The organism is Labrenzia sp. ATLA3, from assembly GCF_057180185.1.
Window position 1 is genome coordinate 328,610 of sequence record NZ_JBXUKV010000006.1, and the last position, 25,169, is coordinate 353,778.

At 54.3% G+C, this 25,169-nt stretch carries 19 protein-coding genes; 17 read left to right on the forward strand and 2 right to left on the reverse strand.

The window, feature by feature from the left end:
* The first annotated feature begins 176 nt into the window (after window positions 1–176).
* The 16 genes from hsdR (at window position 177) to AC2A6O_RS18260 (ending at window position 22,713) form a co-directional block, all read left to right on the forward strand.
* Window positions 177–2,633 (forward strand): EcoAI/FtnUII family type I restriction enzme subunit R, encoded by a 2,457-nt coding sequence (gene hsdR / locus AC2A6O_RS18185; protein WP_498929174.1) that lies wholly within the window; start codon window positions 177–179, stop codon window positions 2,631–2,633.
* Complete coding sequence (locus AC2A6O_RS18190) at window positions 2,633–3,883, forward strand: PDDEXK-like family protein (protein WP_498929176.1); 1,251 nt, start codon at window positions 2,633–2,635, stop codon at window positions 3,881–3,883. Before hsdR ends, AC2A6O_RS18190 begins: the two co-directional genes overlap by 1 nt.
* A 3-nt stretch (window positions 3,884–3,886) precedes the next feature.
* Window positions 3,887–5,335 carry a type I restriction-modification system subunit M gene (locus tag AC2A6O_RS18195; protein WP_498929178.1) on the forward strand — a complete coding sequence of 483 codons (1,449 nt, stop codon included), beginning with the start codon at window positions 3,887–3,889 and terminating at the stop codon, window positions 5,333–5,335.
* Window positions 5,332–6,414, forward strand: a complete 1,083-nt coding sequence (locus AC2A6O_RS18200) for an endonuclease NucS domain-containing protein (RefSeq protein WP_498929179.1) — start codon at window positions 5,332–5,334, stop codon at window positions 6,412–6,414. Before AC2A6O_RS18195 ends, AC2A6O_RS18200 begins: the two co-directional genes overlap by 4 nt.
* Window positions 6,411–8,132 (forward strand): restriction endonuclease subunit S, encoded by a 1,722-nt coding sequence (locus tag AC2A6O_RS18205; protein ID WP_498929181.1) that lies wholly within the window; start codon window positions 6,411–6,413, stop codon window positions 8,130–8,132. The genes AC2A6O_RS18200 and AC2A6O_RS18205 overlap by 4 nt, the downstream gene beginning before the upstream one ends.
* On the forward strand, window positions 8,129–8,485 hold the full coding sequence (locus AC2A6O_RS18210; RefSeq protein ID WP_498929183.1) for a hypothetical protein: 357 nt from the start codon (window positions 8,129–8,131) through the stop codon (window positions 8,483–8,485). The genes AC2A6O_RS18205 and AC2A6O_RS18210 overlap by 4 nt, the downstream gene beginning before the upstream one ends.
* A gap of 84 nt (window positions 8,486–8,569) precedes the next feature.
* Complete coding sequence (locus AC2A6O_RS18215; RefSeq protein ID WP_498929185.1) at window positions 8,570–9,097, forward strand: hypothetical protein; 528 nt, start codon at window positions 8,570–8,572, stop codon at window positions 9,095–9,097.
* A complete protein-coding gene (locus tag AC2A6O_RS18220; protein ID WP_498929187.1) occupies window positions 9,061–9,528 on the forward strand; it encodes a hypothetical protein in 468 nt (155 codons plus the stop codon). Before AC2A6O_RS18215 ends, AC2A6O_RS18220 begins: the two co-directional genes overlap by 37 nt.
* Before the next feature lie 73 nt (window positions 9,529–9,601).
* Window positions 9,602–10,072: a DUF6998 domain-containing protein gene (locus AC2A6O_RS18225; RefSeq protein WP_498929189.1), complete on the forward strand. Its 471-nt coding sequence runs from the start codon at window positions 9,602–9,604 to the stop codon at window positions 10,070–10,072.
* Between the two features lie 263 nt (window positions 10,073–10,335).
* Window positions 10,336–13,560, forward strand: a complete 3,225-nt coding sequence (locus AC2A6O_RS18230; protein ID WP_498929461.1) for an AAA domain-containing protein — start codon at window positions 10,336–10,338, stop codon at window positions 13,558–13,560.
* Window positions 13,557–15,176: a coiled-coil domain-containing protein gene (locus AC2A6O_RS18235; RefSeq protein ID WP_498929191.1), complete on the forward strand. Its 1,620-nt coding sequence runs from the start codon at window positions 13,557–13,559 to the stop codon at window positions 15,174–15,176. Before AC2A6O_RS18230 ends, AC2A6O_RS18235 begins: the two co-directional genes overlap by 4 nt.
* Window positions 15,173–17,377: a DUF8727 domain-containing protein gene (locus tag AC2A6O_RS18240; RefSeq protein ID WP_498929193.1), complete on the forward strand. Its 2,205-nt coding sequence runs from the start codon at window positions 15,173–15,175 to the stop codon at window positions 17,375–17,377. The genes AC2A6O_RS18235 and AC2A6O_RS18240 overlap by 4 nt, the downstream gene beginning before the upstream one ends.
* Window positions 17,364–18,947: a DUF2357 domain-containing protein gene (locus AC2A6O_RS18245; RefSeq protein WP_498929195.1), complete on the forward strand. Its 1,584-nt coding sequence runs from the start codon at window positions 17,364–17,366 to the stop codon at window positions 18,945–18,947. Before AC2A6O_RS18240 ends, AC2A6O_RS18245 begins: the two co-directional genes overlap by 14 nt.
* Window positions 18,944–21,352 (forward strand): hypothetical protein, encoded by a 2,409-nt coding sequence (locus tag AC2A6O_RS18250; RefSeq protein WP_498929197.1) that lies wholly within the window; start codon window positions 18,944–18,946, stop codon window positions 21,350–21,352. Before AC2A6O_RS18245 ends, AC2A6O_RS18250 begins: the two co-directional genes overlap by 4 nt.
* 225 nt (window positions 21,353–21,577) lie before the next feature.
* On the forward strand, window positions 21,578–22,213 hold the full coding sequence (locus AC2A6O_RS18255; protein ID WP_498929463.1) for a hypothetical protein: 636 nt from the start codon (window positions 21,578–21,580) through the stop codon (window positions 22,211–22,213).
* The gene (locus tag AC2A6O_RS18260; RefSeq protein ID WP_498929199.1) at window positions 22,213–22,713 is read left to right on the forward strand and encodes a hypothetical protein; all 501 of its coding nucleotides are present in this window, start codon (window positions 22,213–22,215) and stop codon (window positions 22,711–22,713) included. Before AC2A6O_RS18255 ends, AC2A6O_RS18260 begins: the two co-directional genes overlap by 1 nt.
* Before the next feature lie 275 nt (window positions 22,714–22,988).
* Here AC2A6O_RS18260 and AC2A6O_RS18265 read toward each other — a convergent pair whose 3' ends face one another.
* Together AC2A6O_RS18265 and AC2A6O_RS18270 are read right to left on the reverse strand one after the other, a co-directional pair.
* Entirely contained in the window at window positions 22,989–23,336 is a 348-nt protein-coding gene (locus AC2A6O_RS18265) for an SMR family transporter (RefSeq protein WP_148584762.1), read from the reverse strand.
* 110 nt (window positions 23,337–23,446) lie between these two features.
* Window positions 23,447–24,271, reverse strand: coding sequence for a hypothetical protein (locus AC2A6O_RS18270; protein WP_498929201.1), 825 nt, complete (start codon window positions 24,269–24,271; stop codon window positions 23,447–23,449).
* 354 nt (window positions 24,272–24,625) lie between these two features.
* On the opposite strand from AC2A6O_RS18270, the gene cueR reads away from it, so the two are divergent.
* Entirely contained in the window at window positions 24,626–25,051 is a 426-nt protein-coding gene (cueR, locus tag AC2A6O_RS18275) for a Cu(I)-responsive transcriptional regulator (protein ID WP_498929203.1), read from the forward strand.
* The last annotated feature ends 118 nt before the right edge of the window (window positions 25,052–25,169 follow it).

Genomic DNA, 25,169 nt, shown 5'->3' on the forward strand with positions numbered 1-25,169 from the left:
TTCACAATGCCAGGCGCGTGCTGATCATGTGCGAACTGAGTACCCATTGATCTCAACGGATATCCCGGTATTCAGATGAAAAGAACAGTACAGGTCACCTACCACACTCAATTGTAGACCAGAGTCTCTACAAGCGAATGTTTGACTTCAATTATTGAATCCGCTCAATTTCCAGAATGGACAAGAAAAGCCTCTCAGAACGCGACATCTGCACCAAATTCATCACACCTGCCTTGCGGAAGTCGGGCTGGGACGAGCTGTTGCAGATCCGGGAGGAAGTCAGCTTCACGAAGGGGCGGATCACCGTTCGCGGCAAATTGGTCAGCCGCGGCAAGGGCAAGCGCGCCGACTACCTGCTCTATTACAAACCCAACATCCCAGTTGCGCTGATCGAGGCCAAGGACAACAACCACAGTGTTGGCGACGGCATGCAGCAGGCTCTCGACTATGCTGAAACGCTCAAGATCCCGTTTGTTTTCACATCAAATGGGGACGGGTTCGTTTTCCATGACCGGACAGGCAACAGCGCTCCCAGAGAGACCAATCTCGGATTGGATGGCTTTCCACCACCCGATGACCTATGGGCGCGCTATCGAACCTGGAAAGGCATTGATGACGAAGGCGAGAAGGTTGTCCTGCAAGACTACTACGATGACGGAAGCGGCAAAGCCCCACGCTATTACCAGGTCAACGCAATCAATGCGACGATGGAGGCGATCGCCAAAGGGCACGATCGTATTCTGCTGGTCATGGCGACGGGAACGGGAAAAACATACACGGCCTTCCAGATAATCTGGCGGTTGTGGAAAGCTCGGAAGGCCAAACGGATCCTGTTTCTTGCGGACCGGAACGTGTTGATCGACCAGACGATGGTCAACGACTTTCGCCCCTTCGGTGGCGCCATGGCCAAGCTGTCGACGAAATCAAAGACCATCGAACGGCAGGACGGTAGCACAGAGGATCTTACCCTGGCGCTCGACAAGAAGCGGCGCATCGATACCGCTTACGAAGTTTATCTCGGTCTCTACCAGGCGATCACGGGTCCAGAGGAACGCCAGAAGCTGTTTCGGGAATTCTCGCCGGATTTCTTTGACCTGATCGTGATCGACGAATGTCACCGCGGCAGCGCAGCCGAAGACTCCGCTTGGCGCGAGATCCTCGAACATTTCTCCGGCGCAACACAAGTTGGCCTGACGGCAACCCCCAGAGAAACAGAGTACGTTTCGAACATTGCCTATTTCGGTGATCCTGTTTTCAGCTATTCGCTGAAAGAAGGAATTCGGGATGGTTTCCTTGCACCTTACAAGGTCATCAAGGTTCACATCGATCACGACGTGCAGGGGTACCGTCCGCAAAAGGGCCAACTCGACCGGGATGGCGAAGAGGTCGAAGACCGAATCTACAACACGAAGGATTTTGACCGCTCTCTCGTCATCGACGATCGAACAAAGCTGGTCGCCAAAAAGGTTACGCAATTTCTCAAGGAGAGCGGCGACCGCTTTCAGAAAACCATCGTATTTTGCGTTGACCAGGAACACGCTGATCGCATGCGCCAGGCGCTGGTGAACGAGAATGCCGATCTCGTTGCGGACAATCAGCGCTACGTCATGCGGATCACAGGGAGCGATACGGCGGGCCAGGCACAGCTCGGAAACTTCATCGACCCGGAATCCAAATACCCGGTTCTGGTGACGACATCGCGCCTGTTGTCAACCGGCGTCGACGCACAGACCTGCAGACTGATCGTATTGGATCGAGAAATCGGCTCCATGACCGAATTCAAGCAGATCGTAGGACGTGGAACGCGGGTCCATGAAGACACCCGGAAATTCTACTTTACCCTGATGGATTTCCGCGGAGCGTCGAACCACTTCGCCGATCCGGACTTTGACGGCGAACCTGTTCAGATTTATCAGCCGGCAGAAAACGATCCGATGACACCACCGGAGCCAGGGGACGAAGAGCCAGAGGGCTTTGACGATGAAGCTGCGCCCTACGATCCCGGTGACGGTGAGGTTCTGACCGACCCTGAGCCCCCTCCGGGAACCCCTCCAAATCCACCCGGCTCGAGAAAAGTCTATGTCGATGGCATTGGCGCCAGCATCGTCGCCGAGCGCGTTGAATACCTGGATGAAAACGGGAAGCTAGTCACGGAGTCCCTGCGTGACTTTACCAAGAAGGCTCTTCGAAAACAGTTCGCCAGCCTGGATGAGTTTCTCAAACGCTGGAATTCAAGCTCAAGGAAGAAGGCAATTCTCGACGAGCTGGAAGCTGAAGGTATTCCGCTTGACCCGATCCTCGATGAACTCGGCAAGGACCTTGATCCCTTTGACCTGATCTGTCACGTCGCTTTCGATGCCAAGCCTCTTACGCGTAGAGAACGTGCGGAAAACGTCAAGAAGCGCGATGTCTTCACTCGGCACGGGGAAAAGGCACGCGCTGTTCTGGATGCCTTGCTGACCAAATACGCGGACGAATGCGTCATGAATCTCGACGATACAAACGTTTTACGGATCAATCCGTTCACAGGTCTTGGCACACCAATCGAACTCGTTCGTGCTTTTGGCGGGAAACCTGGTTTTGAACAAGCCGTTTTAGAACTGCAGTCTGAACTCTATCGGGATGTCATTTAATGAGCGTTGACGCACTACTATCGCGAAACGCTGAAATCGAAGACGCCCTTACCCGGCTTGTAACCGAATGTCCTGAGCTTGCGGAGCTCGAGGCACAGCTATCTCAGTTCAATGTATTCAGGGTTCTCGGAGCAACCTACAGCGAATTGAGACATTCCAATATGCTGGCTTGGCTCTTTGATCCGTCTGGTTCGCACGGACTAGACGATCTCTTTCTGCGTCGTTGGCTCATGGAAGTTCTGAAAATAGGTGCAGAGCTGGACAATCGACCAGCCGGCTGGATATCGCCAATCGCTATTGACGTCATGGAGATAGATCGCGTCGAAACACACCGCGAATTCGATTTCATTGACCTGCTGCTCGAAATTCATCCTAAACAGGGAAAACCTTGGCTCATCTGCATTGAAAACAAGGTGGGCGCGTCAGAGGGACCGGACCAGCTCAAGCGATACTATGAAAAGATTGAGCGACGTTTCGAAAATTTCGATCGAAGAATCTATGTGTACCTGACTGCACATGAAGATACTGCAAAGCACGATCAGTTTATCGATGCGGGATACGAGACCGTTCTCGCTGTCCTCATCCAGTGCATGAAGCAACGGGAAGACAGCATCGGGCCGGAACCGCTCATTTTGCTGAAGCACTATCAACAACTGCTCAGGGAGTACTTCATGGACGACGGTGAGACCGCTCAGCTCGCGCGCAAGATTTACATGAAGCACCGGCAAGCTCTTGATTTCATATTTGAAAACAAGGTTGACCCCAAGTTTGAAGCCACCAACGCTATTGAACAGGCTTTACGGCTTGAAATCGAACATCTGAACCTTGTTATGGCGCCATCCAGCAAAGGCAACGTCAGATTTCTACCAAAGGAATGGGATGTTGAAGAAAATACCGGAGGCATGGCTTGGGGGGAGAACAGCAGATATGTGCTTTGCGAACTATCGCTTTGGTCGAAAACGGTGAACTTGCACGTTATTCTCGGGCATGCTCCGGAAAGCTGGGCGGAACTGGTTTGGCAGCGAGCTAAGGATCCACCCTTTCGACGTACTCGGAACAAGCGGCCGCAGTATTGGGTGAAGCCCCACAGCATCAAATCCTCACTTTTGGTCACCAAGCTTTTTGAGCTTAGCAGCGAGGAAACCGTGGGAAAAATAATGCCCTGGTTGAAAAGTCAGTTGGCAAGCGAAAACTTCCAGTCCGTTGCTGCCGAAATTTCAAAACTCCTGCCAAGCCTGAAAGCCGATTAATCCATGTCCGTCCGTACAATCGTCAAGTCCATCCAGGACATCATGCGCCAGGATGCAGGCGTCGATGGTGATGCCCAGCGCATCAGCCAGCTCTGCTGGATGTTCTTCCTCAAGATCATCGATGACCAGGACCAGGAATTCGAACTGCTGAAGGACGATTACAAATCACCGATCCCCGAGCGCTTTCAATGGCGAAGCTGGGCTGCGGATCCGGAAGGGATCACCGGAGATGATCTGCTCACCTTCATCAACGGGGAGCTGTTCCCCACGCTGAAAGAGCTGGCGCCGGCAACACCACGCGCACGCACCGTCAGGGATGTCTTCGAAGACGCCTACAACTACATGAAGTCTGGCCAGTTGATGCGCCAGGTGGTCAACAAGATTGACGGCATCGACTTCAACAATCTGAGTGAACGCCAGCATTTCGGCGACATTTACGAGCAGATCCTCAACGACCTGCAATCCGCCGGCAATGCAGGGGAATACTACACCCCCCGGGCCGTGACCGCCTTCATGGTCCAGATGACAGATCCGAAGCCCGGGGAGACCCTGTTTGATCCGGCCTGCGGAACTGGCGGGTTTCTGACCTGCTCTATCCGGCACATGCGGGACGAGTACGTGAAACGTCCGGAGGACGAAGCCATCATGCAGGCTTCGCTGAGGGCGGTCGAAAAGAAACAGTTGCCGCACATGCTGGCGGTCACCAACATGCTGCTTCACGGGATTGAGGATCCGTCCTTCCTGCGCCACGACAACACGCTCGCTCGGCCCTACATCTCATGGGGGCAGGACGAGCGGGTTGACATCATCCTGAGCAATCCTCCCTTCGGCGGGCGAGAGGAAGATGGCATCGAGAGCAACTTTCCCCAGCACTTCCGCACGCGTGAGACTGCCGACCTCTTCCTTGCCCTGATCGTTCGCCTTCTGAAACCAGGCGGCCGCGCCGCGGTGGTGCTGCCAGATGGCTCGCTCTTCGGTGAGGGCGTGAAGACACGGCTCAAGGAGCATCTGCTGGAGGAGTGCAATCTCCACACCATCGTGCGCCTTCCCAACTCGGTTTTCAGACCCTACGCCTCGATCGGGACCAACCTGCTCTTCTTCGAGAAGGGCACACCAACCTCCGATGTCTGGTTCTGGGAACATCAGGTACCCGAAGGCCAGAAAGCCTATTCCATGACCAGGCCGATCCGGTTGGAGCATCTGGCAGACTGCGCCTCCTGGTGGGGCGGCAAGGAACGCAACGGACGGGCGGAAAACGAGCACGCCTGGAAGGTTTCCATCAAGGAGATCAAGGCTCGCGGTTACAACCTCGACATCAAGAATCCACACACAGTAGAGGAAGATCACGGAGACCCGGAAACGCTTCTGAAGGACCTGACGGTTGCTGAGGCCGAAGTGACAGTGGTCCGCGACCAGTTGAAGGCTATCTTGGCGGAGGCGCTTGCGCGATGAACAAGGCAGCTTTATCTGAGGAAGCTCTCGGTCGGCTCCGGGCTGCCAAGGCCGTCATGCTTGATCGGGAGGATATCCGCAAGATCAAGGAATCCAAGGATCAGGTGCTCGCGCGCTACAGTCCTGCTTTCCAGTCTGGCGCAATCGAAACGCTGTCAGAAGACGTCCTGCGGTCTTTTCTGTATTTTGAAAACAACCATCATTGGTCGGGATTGAATCGGCAGGTGAACCGTGTTTGCGCAGACATGGAAGCAACCCGTCTGGCTCTTGCAGAGCTTGTCGATGAATCGCTGCCAATCGAGGGCCGGATGCATGCAGCAACTGGCATCAAGGGCATGGGCAAGGGCATTATCACCGCCATATTGCATGTTGCCTACCCGGACAAATACGGCGTCTGGAACAACACCTCCAATGACGGATTGCTCGACTTAAGTCTTCTCCCGGCATTTCCTCGCGGTGCCAGCTTCGGTGAACGGTATGAGGCAGTCAATCGGGTGCTCATGCAATTGGCGGAGGAGTTGGAGGTAGACCTCTGGACCCTTGATACGATGTGGTGGTTTCTTCACGTGGAAGAAGACCTGAACGATGAAGAGACCAACCTTCCCGAGGAAACGGCTGATCCTTTAGCAAAAGGACAGAACACCAGAAAGGTCCGGTTCGCCCTGGAGCGTCATTTGCATGACTACATGTTCGACAATTGGGACGTTCTGGACCTCGCAAAAGAATGGAACATCTTCAGTCGGGACGGAGAACCTGAAGCCGGCTACGAATTCCGCACACCGATCGGCCGTATCGACCTGCTTGCACGACACAAGACCGATCCGCGATGGTTGGTGATCGAACTCAAGCGCGAAAAATCCTCTGATGCCGTTGTCGGTCAGGTCCTCCGCTACATGGGCTGGGTTCAAAAACATCTCGTGGAAGATGGCGAAGAAGTTGAAGGCCTTGTTGTGGCCACAGAAGGGGATCCGCAACTTCATTATGCGCTCGAAGTCGTGCCTTCGGTTTCCTTCAAGTCCTATGAGGTAGAGTTCCGCCTCAAGGCAGGCCCCTCGTTCGAGGAGTTTGCCAAGCCATGAACGTGGATCGGTTGCTTCAACTCTATGAAAAAGTCGCCGACACGCCGGAAGCTGTTCCACGGCTGCGGCAGTTTGTTCTGGATCTCGCGGTTCGTGGCAAACTCGTGGCTCAAGACCTGATTGACGAGCCGGCGTCGGAATTGCTGAAAAGAATTGCGACGGAGAGAGTGCGACTGACAAAGGCGGGCGAGATAAAGAAGCAGAAGCTACTCCCCAAAATAGAAGAGGACGAAGTACCCTTCGGCCTCCCACATGGATGGGCATGGGCGCGCCTTGGCACCCTTATCGATCTGATCTCCGGCCAACACTTGCAACCACCGGAGTACAGCGAAAACTCCGCCGCAGGAGTTCCCTATATTACGGGTCCCTCCGATTTTGGTCGCGAGGGCCTAGTAATCAGGCGCTACGCGCTAGTGCGGAAAGCTGTCGCGACACGCGGTCAACTTTTGCTTACCGTCAAAGGATCAGGCGTAGGGAAAACAACGCTTTGTGACCTTGAAGAGGTTGCTATTAGCCGACAACTAATGGCGCTAACAGCGATTTGCTGGGATCCCGCCTTCCTCGAGTTAGTCGCGGACCGCTTGGCCAAAAAGCTCCAAGAGGAGGCTCGCAGCCTTATTCCAGGAATTTCAAGGGAGGATGTAACTGGCTTTGTCGTGGCCCTTCCTCCCCTCGCCGAGCAGCAACGCATCGTGTCGAAGGTGGAGGAATTGATGGCACTGCTGGACCGCCTGGAAGCGGCACGGCTGAAGCGAGAGTCTACCCGCGACCGTCTGGCCATCGCCAGCCTCGCCCGCCTGACCGGACCTGCAGCTACGGCAGAAGACCTTGCAGCCAGCGCACGCTTCGCCCTCAACGCGCTTCCTGCTCTCACCACACGCACAGACCAGATCAAACAACTCCGCCAGACCATTCTCAACCTTGCCGTCCGCGGGAAACTGGTGGAGCAAGATCCGGCGGACGAGCCGGCGTACGAATTGCTAAAGCGGATCGCGGCGGAAAAGGAACGGCTCCGTGCCGAAAAGGGAATACGTGCGCAAAAAACAGCCCCACCTGTGGAAACCTTTGAAGCGGAGGCTGAGATCCCCCCGACATGGCAGCACGCATATCTGCAAGAGATTGCTTATCAGATTACTGACGGCACGCATCTGACTCCAAAATACACAGATAGAGGTCGTCCGTTCCTCTCTGCTCAGAACGTGAAGCCATTCCGCTTTATGCCGGAAATCCACCGTTTCGTGTCAAAAGAGGATTTTGAGAAGTATCGGTCCAATCGGCGCCCAGAACGTGGCGATGTTCTGTTGACGCGTGTCGGTGCGGGGATTGGCGAAGCGGCTGTCCTGGATTCCGACTTCGAGTTCGCATTCTACGTCAGCCTTTGCCTCATCAAGGTTCCCAACGACTTGGTGAATGTCGACTACCTTGTCATTTGGCTGAACAGTCCAGAGGGGCGAGAAAGCTCGACGGTGCGCACCTACGGAAAGGGAGCCTCTCAAGGAAACTTGAACCTCGGCCTGATCCGCACCTTCAAAATCCCATTCCCCCCCCTCGCAGAACAACACCGCATCGTGGCCAAGGTCGACGCCCTCATGGCCCTCTTCGACCGGCTAGAGGCCGCCCTCACCACCGTCGACGCCACCCGTGCCCGCCTTCTAGAAGCCCTTCTCAACGAAGCCCTTACACCAGCAACCAAATCCCAGCGCGAGGCGGCTGAATGAGCTTTCGCGTACTAGATGCTCTGCCCATCCTGGTGTTCCGCTTTGGTGAAACCGTCAACAAAGTCCCGGATGATCGAAACGGGCGTCAGGGATACGAAAACAAGAAAGTCATGGGCTTTCGGACGCCGTCCGGCAAAGTCCTGGCTCTGGACGTGGACGGAGAGTACGACGAGGTGAAGGTCTGGATCGAACCACCTGGACCACCGACGATCAACGGAATTCGTATTTTGGCACCGCGGGAAAGCCACGATCTCCATCGAAAGGAACTCGCGCCGCTTGCGAAAAAGGCGGGTGTGTATCTGCAGGCCGAAACGAAAGCCGGATTAGAGGAATTACTATCGTGGTATTCATGAGCAACCTCCACCTCCTAACTAAAGAGCAGAGCTTCTTTAAAAGGCATACTCAGCAGCTGCCGGTATCAAACGGGAGATAGCGCAATGAATTCAGAGAGTAAGGATTCTCCCGAGGTTGGCAAATTTTTGGAGCTGTTCAATCGTCTGAAGGAATGGTTCGACGATTCACCTGAAGAGCTTGCGCAGCAAGCCATTGGTGACGAAGAAGTCGAAGGCATTTGTGCCAGCCTGTCTCAGCTTGGCTTTCTTCTGACAATGAACGAGCGGCGCGCTCGTTCGCTTTTCACGGGGCCAGTCAACCCTGCGTTCCTTGCAGCATGGCGTGATTACGAAGAACGCTACCAAGCTGTTGTTGCGGGTATTTGGCTTTCGAACATTCTTCCTCGGACTGCGACCGACGTCACCCTTCGTGTTCCGAAGGCAGAACTGCAATGGCAAGCTGCGCATGAGGATGCGACAGAGCAGGCAAGCGGTATCGAGGCAGCACTCGATTTCGCGAGACACAACGCAGACCAGGCAGATAGGTGGGATGACCAACCGGAATTAGTTGAAGAAATACAAGAAGGTACGGCTGCATGGAGCCGTTTGAAGCGGGACACCGGTTTCGCCTGACCGGCGTTTTCCGGCGCCGCGAGCTTATCCCGTTTGTTCTGGTGCCTCGACAGGTTTCCGATAAGTATGGCGAAACCGAAGCGCATTCGATGTTGAAAAATCTGCAACAGGCGCACGATGCGTTTGTTTTTGGCGTCCCATATGCTGCCATTGCCGTTATGCGATCGATCATGGAGGTCCTGCTTCGTGACCACTATCAGGTTGCCGGATACGACCTCAATGAGCGGATCAATAATGCTCACAAGCTTCTGCCCCCAGGCGCAAATCTGGCGGCACTGCATCGATTGCGGAAACTGGCAAATTCCATCCTGCATATCGATCAGGAAAAGGATGAGGGATTACGCAAACTGGATGACATTCAGCTGGAGAAGGAGATCGTCTCACTTCTTTTTGTCCTGCGCGCACTGATCGAAGGTGCCCGAGTTAAGTAAGGAGTTGAAGGACGGATGACGGAAACGCGACATGCGCTTTGCAACCGATCACAGCTGCTTCTGAAAGAGACACATGAGTGAGAAAGTCGACTGGGGACAGGTCGCCCGGCTTCTCGATGATCTCTATACCGCGTCTGACGGTCTGGAACGGATGTTTCCTGGACGCAAGTTCACACTCGATGGTCATCTCGTCGGCAGTATCGGCGAAGTTCTTGCCGCTTACATGTTCGACCTCGCCCTGAACCCGGCTTCTACTCAAGGTCACGATGCCATTGCGAGTGACGGCCGCAATGTCGAGATCAAGCTGATGCAAGGCTCCGGTATTGCGATCCGTCACGAACCCGAGCACCTGATCGTCCTGCAACGCCCCAAGGGAGGACCAGTTCGTGTCGTCTATAATGGGCCTGGATCTGTTGTCTGGTCAGCTGCCGGCACAATGCAAAAGAACGGCCAGAGACCCATTTCTCTCTCCCGACTTTCCCGCCTCAATACCGAAGTCATGGATAGCGATCGACTGCCGCAGAAGAGGATGCCACCGGTGTAACCACAAGGTTTGGGCACATCACACTGTTGCGGCAAGGTGCCGTCTTGCGTGGCAATGAATGCCTTTACAGGTTCTTTCGCAGTCTGATCCGAAAGACCGTTAATTTCTGAACTTTCTATCGAAGTCGCTCAAAAATTGGAAGTCTGGAATTCGGACTGCCAACCTCCTGTTAATGCAATGTCAATACGGGAAAAACATATCGCGCAAAGGTTGCGCCACATATATGGCTCTCCTACAATGCACTGAAAATCCGCGTAAATTTGGTGCAGCTTTTGTTAGTAGAATCCCTGTCGCGACTTATTTATATGCACCCGCGCGGCTTAAGTAATGAGCAGCTGCTCTGGCGCTTGAGAGATTCCGGCATACGTGTCAGCGCTTCCGAAATCCTCTCGACTTTGACGACGCTTGCCGAACGCGGCGAGATCGTTCGCATGCCGGACCAGCGCTGGCGGCGCAAGCCATCCACTTTGCAGACTGATCATCGACCGGCAGGCAAACCGGGCAAAACCGATCCTGATGATCAGACGGCGGCCGTGGAAACCCTTTTTGCGGTCAACGCAATCAGCCGGCCGATCAATCAGGATGGGGCTGAGTTAGGCACAACACCAACGGAAAACCAGCAGGCCGAATTGCCGGAACCGGAGCTGCTGTTGCGCTACTATGCTGCCACCCAACGCAAGGACCCTCGCGGCAAAATCACAACATTTCCCGACCTTCACGCGGAGTCCTGGCAGCTCATGCGGATGAGCTGTAACTGGTGGATGGATGGTCTTCAACTTGAAATTTTTGCTACGGACCTTCCGGATACCTTCCGGGAGGCGCTGAGCCGTCGGAATGTGGACAGCGCAGCACTCGGTTATCCGCTTTTGCTATCCGAGACGAAAGAAGGCCAGACGATCTACCCTGCCTTTTTGTTTCCGGTGGAATGGCGCGTCCAGGACGATCGCCTGATCATGCAGGTTCAGCCAGGGGAGCCTTCCATAAACCCTGATTGGCTGTCGCAAGTCATCCGGCAGACACAATGGACAGAGCGCGATTTGCTTGAGCGATTGTGGATGCTCGGCGAACCTCAGGATCTCGGGTCTCTTGCCGATCGCCTGAGACACACTTTGGCAACACTGAGCGCCGAACGGATCCGGGTGGCGGATCTGGAGAACCAACTACCGCTGCAAAGACGGGGATTGCATAACTGCGCCGCCCTGATTTTGCCGGACGATACCAGCTTTACAGTCGGTGCAGCCAAGAACCTCGAGAAGCTTGCCTCTTGGGAGCGGAACACGCTGCGTTCAACGTCTCTGGGTGGTTTATTTTCTCCCGTGGACGGTACAGTGGGCAATGATAAGGACCTTCCGGTCCTGTCCCCGGTTTCGCTCTCCGAGACGCAGAGGGGCGCCGTGAAATCCGCACTGATAAACCCTCTCACTGTGATACAGGGACCTCCAGGGACAGGGAAAAGCCAGGTTATCATTGCAACGATCGTTTCTGCGCTTCTGCAGGGCAGAAGCGTTCTGTTCGCCTCGAAAAACCATCAAGCTCTGGACGAAGTTGAAACCCGGCTGAACGAACTGACGAAGGATTCCCCGCTGGTCACGCGTGGACGCGACGCTACGGGAGAGATTGATACGGGTTTTCTTGATGCCTTTCGCGAAATCGTCGCCAGCGAATATCGCACTGAGGCGGATGCTGCAGCTTACCAGAAGCTGGAAGCACTCAAGAGCGATGCTCGGAGGTTCGACGATCACCAACAGCTTCAGACCGACTTACGTTCGAAGCATGTCATGCTCTGTGATGTAACAGATAAGCTTGAACGACTTCAGCAAGCTGGCGACGGAGGTCCGGACACTTCTGATCCGGCACCTGCCAGAAGTCGGTCCTGGATCATCAAGTGTCTGACCTGGATCGGGCGCATCCTTTTCCGTAAACGCAATCGTGCGAAAGATGCCCCTGCTCAGGACTATGATGTCGGTCATCTGCTTGAAATGCAGGCGGATCTTCTGAAGACGATTGCCGACCTCCAAAAATCAGCTGCGTCCATGCCGACAGAAGATTTTCAGCGGCTCGAAAAGACGATCCTGGAAGACGTTGAACCTCTATTGAACCGCCTGGTGCGTGAACTCACGCAACCGACTGAGGAACAGCGCCGTGCGCTCAGTGAAAAGCTGAGAGAATTGGAGTTTGACGGACTTCGCTCGGTAGATTCTTTGCCCCTGGACGTAGCTGAGCAGATTGTCGGTCTCCGGCCTGTCTGGGCAATCAGTACGCTATCCGTTCCAAAGCGTGTTCCACTTGTACCCAATCTGTTTGACTACGTGATCTTTGACGAGACCAGTCAGTGCGACATCGCCTCCGCCTTGCCGCTGATGGCCCGCGCGAAGCAGGCAGTGATTGTCGGTGACCCGCAACAGCTGAATTTCATCCCCGCGCTGGGCAGGCAGACCGAACATGCTCTGATGGACAGTCTCGATCTACCCAGAAAGGGGCGTGCCACCTATGCCCAAAGCATCAACTCATTGTTTGACTTTGCCACGCACAAACCCGCCGCAGTCAATCATTTCTTGAAGGATCAGTTCCGGTCAGCACCTCACATCGTGGACTATATCAGTGAGGATTTCTATCGCGGGCGAATGGTGTCTCAGCGTTCGGAAGACGAGTTCAAAGCTCCCACCGGTTACAAACCCGGATTGGCTTGGGACGACGTACAGGGTTTCGTGAGGCGAGAGGAAAGCGGATGCACGAACAGCGACGAGGCTGAGCGAGTTGCCGAACTCGTTCAGCAATTTGCTTCGGATCCAAATTTTTCCGGCACCGTCGGTGTTGTATCGCCCTTCAATGCTCAGGTAGCTAAAATCTCCAGCAAGATTGATCAACGTGTTCCCCAAAAGGATCGCGATGCGCTCAAGCTACGGGTTTCGACTGTAGACAAGTTCCAGGGAGGCGAGGCGGATGTAATCCTGTTTTCGCTTGTCCTGGCGGGTGGCATTGATGCCGGAGCGCTCACGTTTTTGCGGCGGGAAAGACGGCGGTTGAACGTGGCGATCAGTCGTGCGCGCGCGTTGTGCATTGTTGTGGGCGATCTCACAACCGCGCAACATTCCAACATTGCTCACATACGCTACTTGGCGAGACGATCATCGGACAGGACAATCACACCTCGGGCTCCCTTCGACAGCCTTTGGGAGCGCAGGATGAGCGCCGCTCTCAAAAAGGCGGGTTTTGAACCAATTCCCCAATACCCGATCGGGTCCAGGTATCTGGACTTTGCACTGGACCCTGAGACCCTGAAAATTGATATCGAGGTTGATGGTCAGAGATGGCACACCGATGCCGACGGCAATAGAAAGATCGGTGATCGGCTTCGCGATCATGAACTGGCGGCACGTGGATGGACCGTTCTCAGGTTCTGGGTTCACGAACTCCAGCGCGACATGCCTGGATGTATTGAGAAAATCAAACAAAAACGCGACGCGTTGCGGGAGGCGCAATCATGAATGCGAACCGGCTCCAACTCACGGTGATTGTCGCCCTGGCGGCTGCTGTGATCGGCCTCAACGTCATCCTGTTTCTGCAGTTTCGCGCTCAGATCGACACGCTCGACGCTCGTGAACGGAATATTTCACATCGCGAGGCGCAGACCTCCAATCTCGAAGCCCGGTTCACTGAACTGGGGCCACAGGTCAGCGACCTGGAAGCGCGGCTGCGCGATAGGCAGGAAGCTGAGCGGGCGTTGGAAGATGCACGTAAGGCGGCATCAGAAGCACTGCGGGAGCGGGATGAGGCCGATCGAAAACGTGTCGATGCCGAAGAGAAAATGAAGTCGGCTCAGGATTTGAAAAACGATCTGGATAATCAAATCCAAGACTTGGAAATGCAGAAGCGCCAAGCATCCACTCAGTTGACCAGCCTGCAAGAAAGCAACAGCAAACTCGAAGGCGTCGAAGAAGAGTTACGATCGGTGAGATCCAAACTTCAGGAATTGAAGAGGGCCTTGGATAGCGCTGAGGCTGAGAGAACGAGGGCAATAGAAGAAAAAACTGAGGCCGAAAATCAACGGAAGAATTTCGCTTCGAATGCCGCGAACACTCAAGAAAGACTGGAAGAAGCTGAAGCGGATCTGGAACGTGTCTTCAAGGAACGTGACGACGCTAGAATGGAGCTTTTGGAGACCGAGAAGCAAAAAGTAGCCCTAGAAACTGAGATTGCCAATCTGAGGTCAGAACAATCGAAGCTAGCTCCGGTCGTGTCTGAGCTGCAGAAAACAAGGAATGCGCTCGACAGCGAAGTCGAAAGCTTGAAAGAGCGGAAAACGAATGCCGAAGCGAGTGCACAAAAGGCTCAGCAGGATGCAAAGCTCGCGCAAGACCGAGAGCAGGCTGCAGCTGAACGTGCTCAAAAAGAAGATGAACGTGCCCGTACTGCTGAAGAGCGCGCAATAGCTGCGGAGGAAGACGAAAAAGCTGCATTGGATCGCAAAGCTACCATCGACAGCCAACGTATTGAACTCGCTCAGGATGCGCAGGAAATGCAGCAGCGGTTGGAGTCCTTACAAGGTGCTCTTGCTGAAAAAGGACCGCAGTTGAACTCATTAGAAACCGAATTGAAGGCTGCGCGGGAACAGCTTGCCCAACTGCGACAAGAAAGAGGCGAACTGGTCGCGCAAAATGCGGACTTGGCGGCCAAGCAAGAGAACCTGTCCGAGTTGGACAATCAGATTCTAAACAGGTCCGAAGAACTCGAAAAAGCTACCGCAGAGCGCAACGAGGCAATCGCAAAACGCGCAGATGCACAGGCTGCACTGCACTCCGAGGAAAACAAGCTGGCGAGTGTAAGGGCCGAGCATGCGCGCCTGACTTCTGAGGCCAACACATTGCGAGAGCTCCAGGCTCAAATTGAGACTCTGCCCGAGGAATTGGATGAGCTGGAGGGGCGCGTGGCCTCTGAGCGTGCAGTGCTTCTCAAAATTCGCAGCCAGATTGCACAAGCTCTTCAGGAGCGCGATCAGCTGATCAACCAGACAATAGAAACATTGGACAATGAGGCAGCTCCGCAGACGTCTGACAACACGCCAGATGAAAACGCCCAGACAGAACAGGAAGGTCAACAATGACGCCGGCAGAACTTATTCTTATCGGCCTGCTGACACTTGTTCTGCTGGTGGCCATTCTCACCTGGTACGCAGCCTGGAACGGATATCGGGCCAGCCGGGAGAGAGACTCGTACGAGGACAGGAAAAGCCGTCTTCCGGCAGCAACGGAATTCGAGAACATTTCCGAGCGCCTCAAGTTGGCCAAGGTGGAGCTATCGGAGCGGCAAGAAGAACTCTCCGTTGTCGAACAGAAAATCCAGGACCGGGACAGACTGATTGCCGAAGTGTCTTCGCTTCAAGAGCGATTGGATTCCCTCCATGTGGAATATGCAGGGTTGTCGTCCGCTCGCGAAGATATCGAGGAAGCTAAAAAGGAAGCTGCCGCAGCCGCGTCCGAGCTGGCCGAACTCAGTCAGAAACTGGATGCTGCCCGGAAGGAATACAGCGAACTGGAACGAAGTCTTGAGGAACTTCGAAAGGAACGCGAGAAAAAGCCGGATAACCTCGAACGCCGGATCGAAGAGTTGGAGCTACGGCAAGAGACTCTCAGGGAAGAACGTACAAAACTGGAAAACGAGCTCGTTCCCCTGAGAGATGAGCGCGACACGCTCATGCGCCTAGTGCATGAAGCGCGCCGGGCTGAAACGGAAAAACTTGCCCTGGAGCGGGATATTCAGTCGCTTGAAGAAGACGTTGCTACCCTCAAGGAACAGGTTGCCGACCATGAACGCGCGTCAGCTGAAGTGGTCAGGCTCTCCAGTCAGGAGGCAACTCTTCAGGACTCAATCAGTCGGTTGACGAGTCGTGAAAACAAATTGATGGCCAAAGTCGATGAGTTGGAACAGGAAATCGCGAAAGAGAAGTCGAAGCGCGAGGAGCTGGCGCAACTCGATGAGGACTTGTCGAACAAACGGAGGCGGTCAGCAGAAATTGCTGACGAAATTTCCAGCCTGATAGCCAGGCGCACCCAAATTGAAAGTGATATGCCCGGCGGGACATCTGGTGATGCAGGCCAACTGCTCGCAGACTTGAAAGCCGTTCCCCGGTGCCTTGAATTGCCGGAGAGTTTGCGCTTGAGCAGCATAAGGGAGACCGATGCCCTTTATGAGGTGCAAAAATACCTCGAAAGGCTAGGTCTGCGATATCATTGGCGAACTGTCTATGCCTTTCACACGGCGCTGAAAATCAACGACGTTGCTCAGCTAACCGTCCTCTCCGGTGTTTCGGGTACGGGCAAAAGCATGTTGCCTCGGCGATATGCAGAGGCAATGGGCATGCACTTTCTGCCTCTTTCAGTCGAACCGAGGTGGGACAGTCCTCAGGATCTGCTCGGCTTCTATAACTACATAGAGAAAAAATACCGTGCTTCGGAACTATCAAGAGCCCTGGTTCACATGGACCCACATAATTCGTCAGGGCTGTCAAACCAGGATTTCAGTGATCATATGTTGCTGGTTTTGCTGGATGAAATGAATCTTGCTCGTGTTGAATATTACTTTTCCGAGTTCCTAAGCCGCTTGGAAGCTCGTCCAGCATTCAACAACGAAGGGGCACAGAACAGTCGGAAGGATTCCCTAATTCCTATAGATGTGAGGGGAGTGGAGCATGGCTCAATCAACCTATACCCGTCGCACAATATATTGTTTGCAGGCACAATGAATGATGATGAGAGCACACAGTCCCTTTCGGACAAGGTGCTTGATCGAGGTAATATTCTTCAGTTTGCCGCCCCAACTGAATTTGCGAAGTTTGATGTAAAGCGATCCGCAGAGCCTGCATCCGAGGGTATTCGCTTTGGAGAGTGGCGGAGCTGGATAAAGGACACCTCCAGTCTGGAAGCTGCCCCGGCCCAAATGGCGCGGACGACAATCAGTGAACTGGCTCAGATTATGGAGCATTTCGGTCGCCCATTTGGACACCGGCTCAATGACTCAATTCTGTCATACGTGGCCAACTATCCCAAGGATGGTCCTGCCGGGTCGACCACAAAGGTGCCGCTTTCTGACCAGATTGAATTCAGGATCATGCCGAAACTTCGTGGGGTTGAGATAGACAATCATCAGGAAGGCTTCGAAAGGTTGGAGGCGTTACTCCGCGATGATCTTGCCGATGAAAATATGGCGGACAAGCTGAAACAACTTAGGGAACAGCAGTCCAACAGTACTGGGCTCTTCAATTGGCGGGGGCTTTCACATTCAGGAGCCGGAAATGCCGGCAATTGAGCTGTGGACCCGGCCCTGGGCGCTCGTAGAAACCAGCCGCAAGCATCGGTTTTCCCTGGTTCCTGGTGTATTCGAGTTGCCCGCTGATAACCTTACAGCCACCTGGATATATACAACCATATCAAATCCCTTGAGGGTAAACAGGTCACAGGCGACCCTTGAACCAGTGCCGGGATATGTGGGGGAGGCGACCGGCACCCGCACACTTGGTCTCATACCAATCCCGCTACGTAGGCAGGCAGGTGTCCAGATCGAAGGGCTCGACGGAACAATTTCGGTTTCGCTACCGCATTTTCCGGAACGCCCATCAGAAGCGGAAGTTATCAGGACAGCTGATCAGGAGATCGCACATCAGCTTTTTCTTCGGCTGAAGTCAGTCTGGGCGCGTCTAAAGGACGCCGAGGCGGCAAGTGCGGATCCATCGACGTTGTGGGTCGAACTCAGGCGGCGTTGGACAGAAGAGTCGGCGCAGGACGACGCTTTCATGGACGTCATTGTGCGCCATGCGCGCAACCTGGGCACGACGATTGATACGATCGACAGGTCCCCGCGTCGGATCCTTCGCCGGTACCATCAGATGACCCCGCTGTCCCGTGTCCAGGAGATCGATCGGCGCTCCATGACGTGGCTTATCAGGCAGCCCGGAGAAAACCTTGCTGAACGCGCTGGTGATAGGCAGCAGATCCTAGCCGTTGCCCGGCGGGAGAACTTTGATACGCTCGAGAACAGGGTCGTGCGCGCTTACGCGGCGATCGCCCGTTCAAATGCGAAGGACTACAAGGAGCGAAATTCGCAAGCACAGCTCCACAAGCGCTTTCAGGATGTCACTGCATTTGAGAAGCGTTGCAAGCGACTGGATCGGGATTTCGCAGAATTGGGTGTCCGTACCACTGATCCAGGCATCACCCCGAACTTTGTCATGCAACACAATCCCGCATACAGGAAGATCTGGGAGGCTTGGCAGGAACTCATCCAGCAGAGACGAGAGCTGGATGAACTGTGGCGCTGGCAGTCCCGTTCTTGGGAGGACTATTGCGCACTGGTTCTGATGGTCGCACTGCAATCGTTACCCGGAGCAAGGCTTATAGCAGCCTCCCCGCTTTACTTCCGCGATGAGCAACACCGCGGCTCATGGCTCGATCAGGATAACCCCTTTGGTGTCTTTTACTTGCCTGATCACCAGACCGTGGTTGAAGTCCGCTTCCGAATGAAACGGCCGCACAAATATTTGGCGGACTTTGGTGCGCCGATCTGGGTTCGTTACGGAAAGCTGCAGGACGATACATCCTTCCTGAAATACATTGCTGTATGGCCAATCTGGCACGTTGTAGGAGGCCTGTGCCAGGGCGAAGCTGATGAAATCTCGGGGCTTATCCCTTTGGGGCGCAGGGCGCATCTGACAGGTGGCGTTGTAATGCGTCCAACGGCGGAAAATGCTGAAGCTCAGTCTGAAGAGGCTCCGGCAACCACGGCCTTGACCGTCGGTACTTCTGGCGCTCCGCTACGAAACGCAATTGGCAGTCTGGTTCGGTTTTTCGACGAATTCCTGCAACCCGGGCCAATCACATGAGACGGTGGGTAGGCGTCGACATTAACGGATGGCATGATCTGGCGTGCCGGGACTGGAGCTTTGAAGACCCGGATACACCACTTCAGGACCCGCAAATTATAGATGGCGGGCTGCAGGGAGTTCTTGTTCAGTTGGACAGTGGCCGCTGGATAGGCGGTCCTCAAGCCAGCCTGGCGCCTCACGGAAGAAGTGGAGCCTGGGGAGAAGTTGGACTCCCGGAGCGCCGCAAGTCTGTGCGTTCTATATTGGACACCCTTCAGGATGAGGCTGAAACTCCGTCGCACAAGCTGCTTTGGGCACCTGTTCAAGCTCTCACGGCCGGTGCTCAAAACTGCTTCCTGACCATACCGGACAACGCCTCTTACGAAGAGAGCGTAAGAGAACGTCTGCTAGGCGCGTTGAGAGGCCAGAAGCGGCCGAAAGCAACCCTTGTATGGCGACCAGTGGCAAGTTTTCTCGGCGCAATGGAAACGGGTCAAATCCCATCTGACAGGGATGGCTTTCGTGTTCGGATTCTGACGCACGTAAGCAACGGTTTGGAAGAACAGATATTGACGCTTCGACGCGTTCAAGGTCAATCCGGGCACCACGCGCCGGAAAGGCAGGGATACGGACAAACCCTCCTTCCGGATTTGGGCTTGAAAGCAATATTCGAGAGCACGGAAAAAGAGGTCTTGCAATCTGATCAGACGCTTCTTGAGGGGAGCTGTGACCCTACTCCCATGACCTTTCAATTATTGTCTGGCCGGATGAAGCCGGGAGATGTTGAAATTCTCAGGCGTGCAAATGGCACCTGGGTGGAGATCTCCGCACCGAAGGTCGAGCCCTTTTACTCTTTCCCGCGTCCTGCCGGTCCAGAAGATCATTCGATCGAGCCTGTCGACATAACGTTGTTGTCGACACCATTAGGCGCGAAATTCGCAGATTCGCTTGCTGAAGTCGTCGAGGCGTATTGGGGGAAGGTGGAGATGCTCTCATGGGATGCCGCAGCGCGAGGTGCATTGAAGGCCGGCCTTCTGGTCGAAAGCGGGCTGCCACATTTCCTGGACCGTCTTGACCCTGTCAGGCTTTGTCTTCTCAAAACCGAGGGGGCTGAGTTTGTGGACCTTATACCAGAACAAGAGACGGTTCCCGCTAACCATACCTATAAGTCGAAACCAATCACTGGGCCTGTCTGGGGTAGTGGCAAGACAACAATCGAGTTTTACATCCAAAAGGGAGACACCAAAGTTCGCCACTGGACTGCGATCACAGAGGCACCTCCATCGGAAGATACTCCTGTAGAAATCCATCTCAGTCAGAAGCCGGCACAGGGCTGGGCGAAAATACAAATTGTAAGTTCAACTTGGGAGGATCTGAGACGAAAGCCCATCGACATTGATTGGCTATCACTCCCTGAAGATCAGCGCAGTCCAGAAGAAATCATCGAGGAGCTCGACAAGGACTTCCATCGACCGCAAATACCAAACCGGATTTTTGAGCCATGCCATATCGATCTATGGACAAATGATGCGTTCAGATCCGGTATTCTAGAGGCCGTTTCTCAGTTCGAACAACGAGGCTCCGAAGCTCTGGAGAACCTGTCAAAAGCGATTAGACGAAGGCTAAATCCTCCATTGTACTCGACAGTCTATCTTCCCATTAGCACTGATGGGGAGTTACCCGAGGTCCTGTCAGAGGATGATATAGTGCGTTTCAAGGCTGTAATCCGTGCAATAGAGGATGAAGTTCTTTACGTTGCTCAGAAGTCTCGTATTCGCTTAAATAACAATAACCATCTGCTCTGCCTTGGTTGGTCAACGGGACAGTGTTCCGATCGTGTCCAAGACGAGTTTTTGAATGCAATCCGCGCCGACATTTCTGGCGAAGATCATCCACTTCTCAGTGCTCGTGCATCTGCCCGTACAATTGTGCGCGGTGCAGCTCGAACAATGACGTCTTCAGAGAAGCTGCATTCACTTTTCAGCTTGCTCGTGAAAAGAAGGCAAAATGCTGACACTCGAGGAGCTCTTTGCGATGCTTTAGCACGACGTAAATTCGCTCCGCAAAGTCTTGACCGGCAGCTGGCAGGGCAGATCGCTCAGAATACCGCAGTTAATATTGATAAGCTTATTGAACAGCAATCATTTGCGGTGGATCTCAAATACACCCTTCTCATCCTCACAGGCCTCCTGCGCTATCGTGAAGTCGAACCCTGGTTTCTTACTCCAGACAAACCTGGGCATGGTCAGGTCATCCAGGCCAAGCTGGAAAAGCTTCGAAATGCCGTTTTCAGAACCCGCAAATACATTAGTCAGGGTGATCTGAAAGTCGAAATTATCGAAAGTCTATTGGAATATATTGAAGGAACTGGTGGTGATCCTAACCTGCTCAGGGTGTTAGAGGACATCAAGGAAGAGTCTTAGTGAGCACCAAATACGTTCAGGTGATTTATTGCAGCGCTGAGTTCACTACCCAGGCGGTTGAAAACTAGGGCGTTTTAGTTGGAGTTTCCGTGGTTAATTGCAGGGTCGGAAGCAATTGAGGCATCAAGTGTCTCTGAAGTGCCCAAGGCATTTATTCTGAGACGGGGCCTCTTTAGTGCCGACCGGTTGATGAGACGATTGCGGGCCAAAGTAACGAGGCGGATGATGAAGCAACCGGGATCGATGAAGGCACTTGAGGAACTCGGGAGGGTACGCCTGTCAGAGCACTTCTATATGCGAGATTTCCTATATTCCGAGATTTCCAATTTCTATGGAATGCCAAATCTCCCGCACTATCCCGATGCTGCTGTAGAGGCCGGAACTCAGCTTTGTGAGCAGCTGCTGGAGCCGCTTCGCTCGGCATTCGGGCATATTGCTATCCGCTCAGCTTACCGTTCGCCTGAAGTCAACGCCTTCGGCAATGAGAAGGGCCATAATTGCGCAAGCAACGAGGCCAACTATGCCGATCACATCTGGGACTTTCGGGACGCAGAAGGGCGCTTGGGAGCTACCGCCTGTGTCGTTGTACCCTGGTTTTGGGACCGCTACCAGGACGAAGGGGATTGGCAGAGGCTTGCCTGGTGGATCCATGATCACCTGCCCTATAACTCGCTCTGGTTCTTTCCCAGGCAGTGGGCAGTCAACATCAATTGGCGACAGAGCCCGGAGCGCAGGATCGTCAGTTACGCAGTGCCAAAGGGAGTGATGACGAAACCCGGAATGGCCAATCACAGTGGAAATCATAGCGAATGGCTGGAGGGGCTGCCGAGTTTACCTGCGGCCGACGCCGGAGGTTTTTGATGAAACCGCCAGACCAGTTGACGGACGAGGAGCTCAAGAATCTCATCGGGAATTATCGTCGCCTCAAAAGAACAGACGATACTGCGTATCCTGAGCTGCTAGAGGAGTGGAGCCGTCGGAAAGGTCAGGGCCTCGACTTCGACACGACCATGCGCGCGGTTGCCTGTGCAGCACGGGAGGGGCGCTTCCTATCCTACAAGCAGCTCGCAGAGGAAAGCGGTACTGACTGGTCCAAGGTTCACTATGCAATGAACACTCATCTTGGAGACCTCATTGAATATTCCCACCGACGTGGCTGGCCGCTGCTAAGTGCGATCGTCGTCAATCAGAAGAATGTCGACACCGGTGAGATGGAGTCCCAGACGCTCAAGGGGTTCGTAACTGCTGCAAAGGAGCTTGGCTACGCAGTTGCCGATGAGGAAGGCTTTTTGCGCGAGCAGCAGGCGAGGGTTTTCGAATGGGCGAGAGGGCAGTACGATTCCGACGATCAATCTCATTGAAGCCTACCGGCGTGAATGAGAGCTCAGTGTAACATTTTTCCGATATGTAACCGCGTTTTCTTTTTTATCAGTTGAAAATTTGTTGGTCTTTCTGTTGGTCTTTTGAAAATCGAACAAAAAAATACTCATATAAAACAAATGATTATTGACTAAATCACATGCCTCTCCTGGCACCAAATACCGGTTTTGGACACACTACCAAGGTCCGAAACACTCTAAAAAAGCTCCGGTTTTCCGGAGCTTTTTTCGTTTCTGGACCTGCCTGGCGTTTCTGCCTAGTGAGTTACTGATTTCGAGAAAACATTGATGATCAGCACCCCGGCCAGGATCAGTCCGAGGCCGATCAGGGCGGGAAGATCGAGCTTTTGGCCGAAGACCAGCCAGGCGACCAGGGTTATCAGCACGATGCCGGCTCCGGACCAGATTGCGTAGACGATTCCCGTCGGCAAAACGCGAATCGGGTGGGACAGCAGCCAGAAAGAGATCGCATAGCCGGCTATGGTGATGAGCGATGGCAGCAGCCGGGTGAAATTTTCGGTTTTTGCCAGTGCTGAGGTTGCGATCACCTCGGCAACGATGGCCGCAATGAGAAAAAGATAGGTGACGGCAAGATTGTTCGGCATCTCGGGATCTTTTCTGTGGGGCATGCGGTTCCTGTGTCATCGGTTTATACGAAAAAGGCCCGCGTGAGCGGACCTTTCTGATGTTGGACGGGGGGCTGCCTGGCCGGTTTCTAGAACGTGTATCTGCTTTCCAGCAGCAGGCCGTAGCGGTGATAGTTCTGGTCGAGAACCACTTTCTCGCCAGTGACGACATATCTGCGGTCGAAATTCGAGTGGAGCCACCAGTAGCGGCCGCCGACCCCGAGCTGCCAGTTCTGGGTGAGATCGACATTCAGCATCGCGTCGGCTTCCAGGCCATAGGTCCAGTCGCTCTCCCAGGTCTCGATCTTGTTGTAGCTCCAGGGGACGCCTGCCACATCGACGGACCAACCGACACGTTGGCCCAAATCGCCTTCAGCAGTCATGCCCAGGCGGATCGCGTGCCAATCGCGGGACTGTTCGACGGTCAGGTTCCCGTATTGCGCGGAAACGTCGTCGGAGAGGTACTGGTAGCCGACAAACCCTTTCAGCCGCACCTGATTGTTGGCAAATTGCGCGAAGCCCCAGCCACCGTCGATAACGACATATCCAAGAGACGTCTCATCGGTGTTGTCCATCTCATAGCCTGAGAAATGCACATCGCCGCCATTGCTTCGGCCAAGGCCGACATACCCTCTGACGAAGGTATTGGCCGTGGTGTCTTCAAGCGTCCCGACCAGTTCAGCCGTGTTCGAGGTGACATTGTCCGTGCTGGAAATGTCGAACCCGCTGTTATCCAGGTCGGAGCGCGACTGGCTGTACCAGTAGCGCAGGCCAATGCTGCCCCGCAGCGTGGATGTCTGATAAAGCTCGCCGGAGCCCGAGGGGCCCGAGTAGAGATCGGCAGCGGAGGCAAGGGGCGCCGAAGAAAGCGCCAGGAAGGCCGCAATCGGAAGGGACTGAAAAGGTCTTTTCATGGCTGAAACACCGCTTGTAGGAAGACGCGGATATGCGCGCTATGGGTGTATCAGGTATTGCAATTTATGGTTAACAGTGTGTGAAGTCTCACTTTATTCGTTCAAAGAATGACGCTGGACTCGCCTTCGCGTTGCCAGGCTGCTGCGTCTTCGGACATCTCGACGTCTAAGAGAGCTGAAGTTGGGGAGCCTTCCCTTGACCTTCCAGCAACTGGAAGGATTATCTCGTGGAGAAATGAGAGCTCCATCTGAGCGCGTATTATGCGGGTGCCAAGGCTCCCATGAACCTGTCTTCGGTTGGACCCACCTGCAACGGGCAAAGCCTGCACGGCTGACGCTTTAAGGAAACGGAACATGAATATCGGTGAGGCTTCGGAACACAGCGGATTGCCGGTCAAGACGATCCGCTACTACGAGGATATCGGTCTTGTTCGACCGCTGCGCAGCGAAAACGGGTATCGTGATTTTGTTGACACGGACCTCCAGCGTCTGAAGTTCCTTCAAAGGGCGCGCAGTCTTGGGTTCTCCATCGAGGAATGCCGGGAACTCCTCTCTCTTTATGAGGATCGCAACCGGGCAAGCGCCGATGTGAAGGCGATCACGCACGCAAAGATCAGAGAAGTGGATCGCAAGATCGAGGAATTGCGATCTCTGAGAAAAGTGCTGTCGGAACTGGTGACGGCCTGCCATGGCGATGACCGGCCCGACTGCCCCATAATCGATGACTTGTCGGGCCAGCACGATCCCGGCCAAACGGACGAGAGCAATGGGCACACCTGATGCGTAAGGGCTTTCTGATCGTTTCAGCGGCACTGTCGGCCATTGTTCTGGCCATATTGTTTTGGGGTCTCTTATCGGAGAAAGACCAGCCACCTGCTGTCAACGGAGCTGCGGTGGT

Coding starts and splice junctions, on each gene's coding strand:
- AC2A6O_RS18235 (WP_498929191.1), top strand. CDS start 13,557: ATGAATGCGAACCGGCTCCAACTCACGGTGATTGTCGCCCTGGCGGCT.
- AC2A6O_RS18260 (WP_498929199.1), top strand. CDS start 22,213: ATGAAACCGCCAGACCAGTTGACGGACGAGGAGCTCAAGAATCTCATC.
- AC2A6O_RS18255 (WP_498929463.1), top strand. CDS start 21,578: ATGAAGCAACCGGGATCGATGAAGGCACTTGAGGAACTCGGGAGGGTA.
- AC2A6O_RS18240 (WP_498929193.1), top strand. CDS start 15,173: ATGACGCCGGCAGAACTTATTCTTATCGGCCTGCTGACACTTGTTCTG.
- AC2A6O_RS18265 (WP_148584762.1), bottom strand. CDS start 23,336: ATGCCGAACAATCTTGCCGTCACCTATCTTTTTCTCATTGCGGCCATC.
- AC2A6O_RS18215 (WP_498929185.1), top strand. CDS start 8,570: ATGAATTCAGAGAGTAAGGATTCTCCCGAGGTTGGCAAATTTTTGGAG.
- cueR (WP_498929203.1), top strand. CDS start 24,626: ATGAATATCGGTGAGGCTTCGGAACACAGCGGATTGCCGGTCAAGACG.
- AC2A6O_RS18250 (WP_498929197.1), top strand. CDS start 18,944: ATGAGACGGTGGGTAGGCGTCGACATTAACGGATGGCATGATCTGGCG.
- AC2A6O_RS18270 (WP_498929201.1), bottom strand. CDS start 24,271: ATGAAAAGACCTTTTCAGTCCCTTCCGATTGCGGCCTTCCTGGCGCTT.
- AC2A6O_RS18195 (WP_498929178.1), top strand. CDS start 3,887: ATGTCCGTCCGTACAATCGTCAAGTCCATCCAGGACATCATGCGCCAG.
- hsdR (WP_498929174.1), top strand. CDS start 177: ATGGACAAGAAAAGCCTCTCAGAACGCGACATCTGCACCAAATTCATC.
- AC2A6O_RS18190 (WP_498929176.1), top strand. CDS start 2,633: ATGAGCGTTGACGCACTACTATCGCGAAACGCTGAAATCGAAGACGCC.
- AC2A6O_RS18220 (WP_498929187.1), top strand. CDS start 9,061: ATGGAGCCGTTTGAAGCGGGACACCGGTTTCGCCTGACCGGCGTTTTC.
- AC2A6O_RS18205 (WP_498929181.1), top strand. CDS start 6,411: ATGAACGTGGATCGGTTGCTTCAACTCTATGAAAAAGTCGCCGACACG.
- AC2A6O_RS18200 (WP_498929179.1), top strand. CDS start 5,332: ATGAACAAGGCAGCTTTATCTGAGGAAGCTCTCGGTCGGCTCCGGGCT.
- AC2A6O_RS18210 (WP_498929183.1), top strand. CDS start 8,129: ATGAGCTTTCGCGTACTAGATGCTCTGCCCATCCTGGTGTTCCGCTTT.
- AC2A6O_RS18245 (WP_498929195.1), top strand. CDS start 17,364: ATGCCGGCAATTGAGCTGTGGACCCGGCCCTGGGCGCTCGTAGAAACC.
- AC2A6O_RS18225 (WP_498929189.1), top strand. CDS start 9,602: ATGAGTGAGAAAGTCGACTGGGGACAGGTCGCCCGGCTTCTCGATGAT.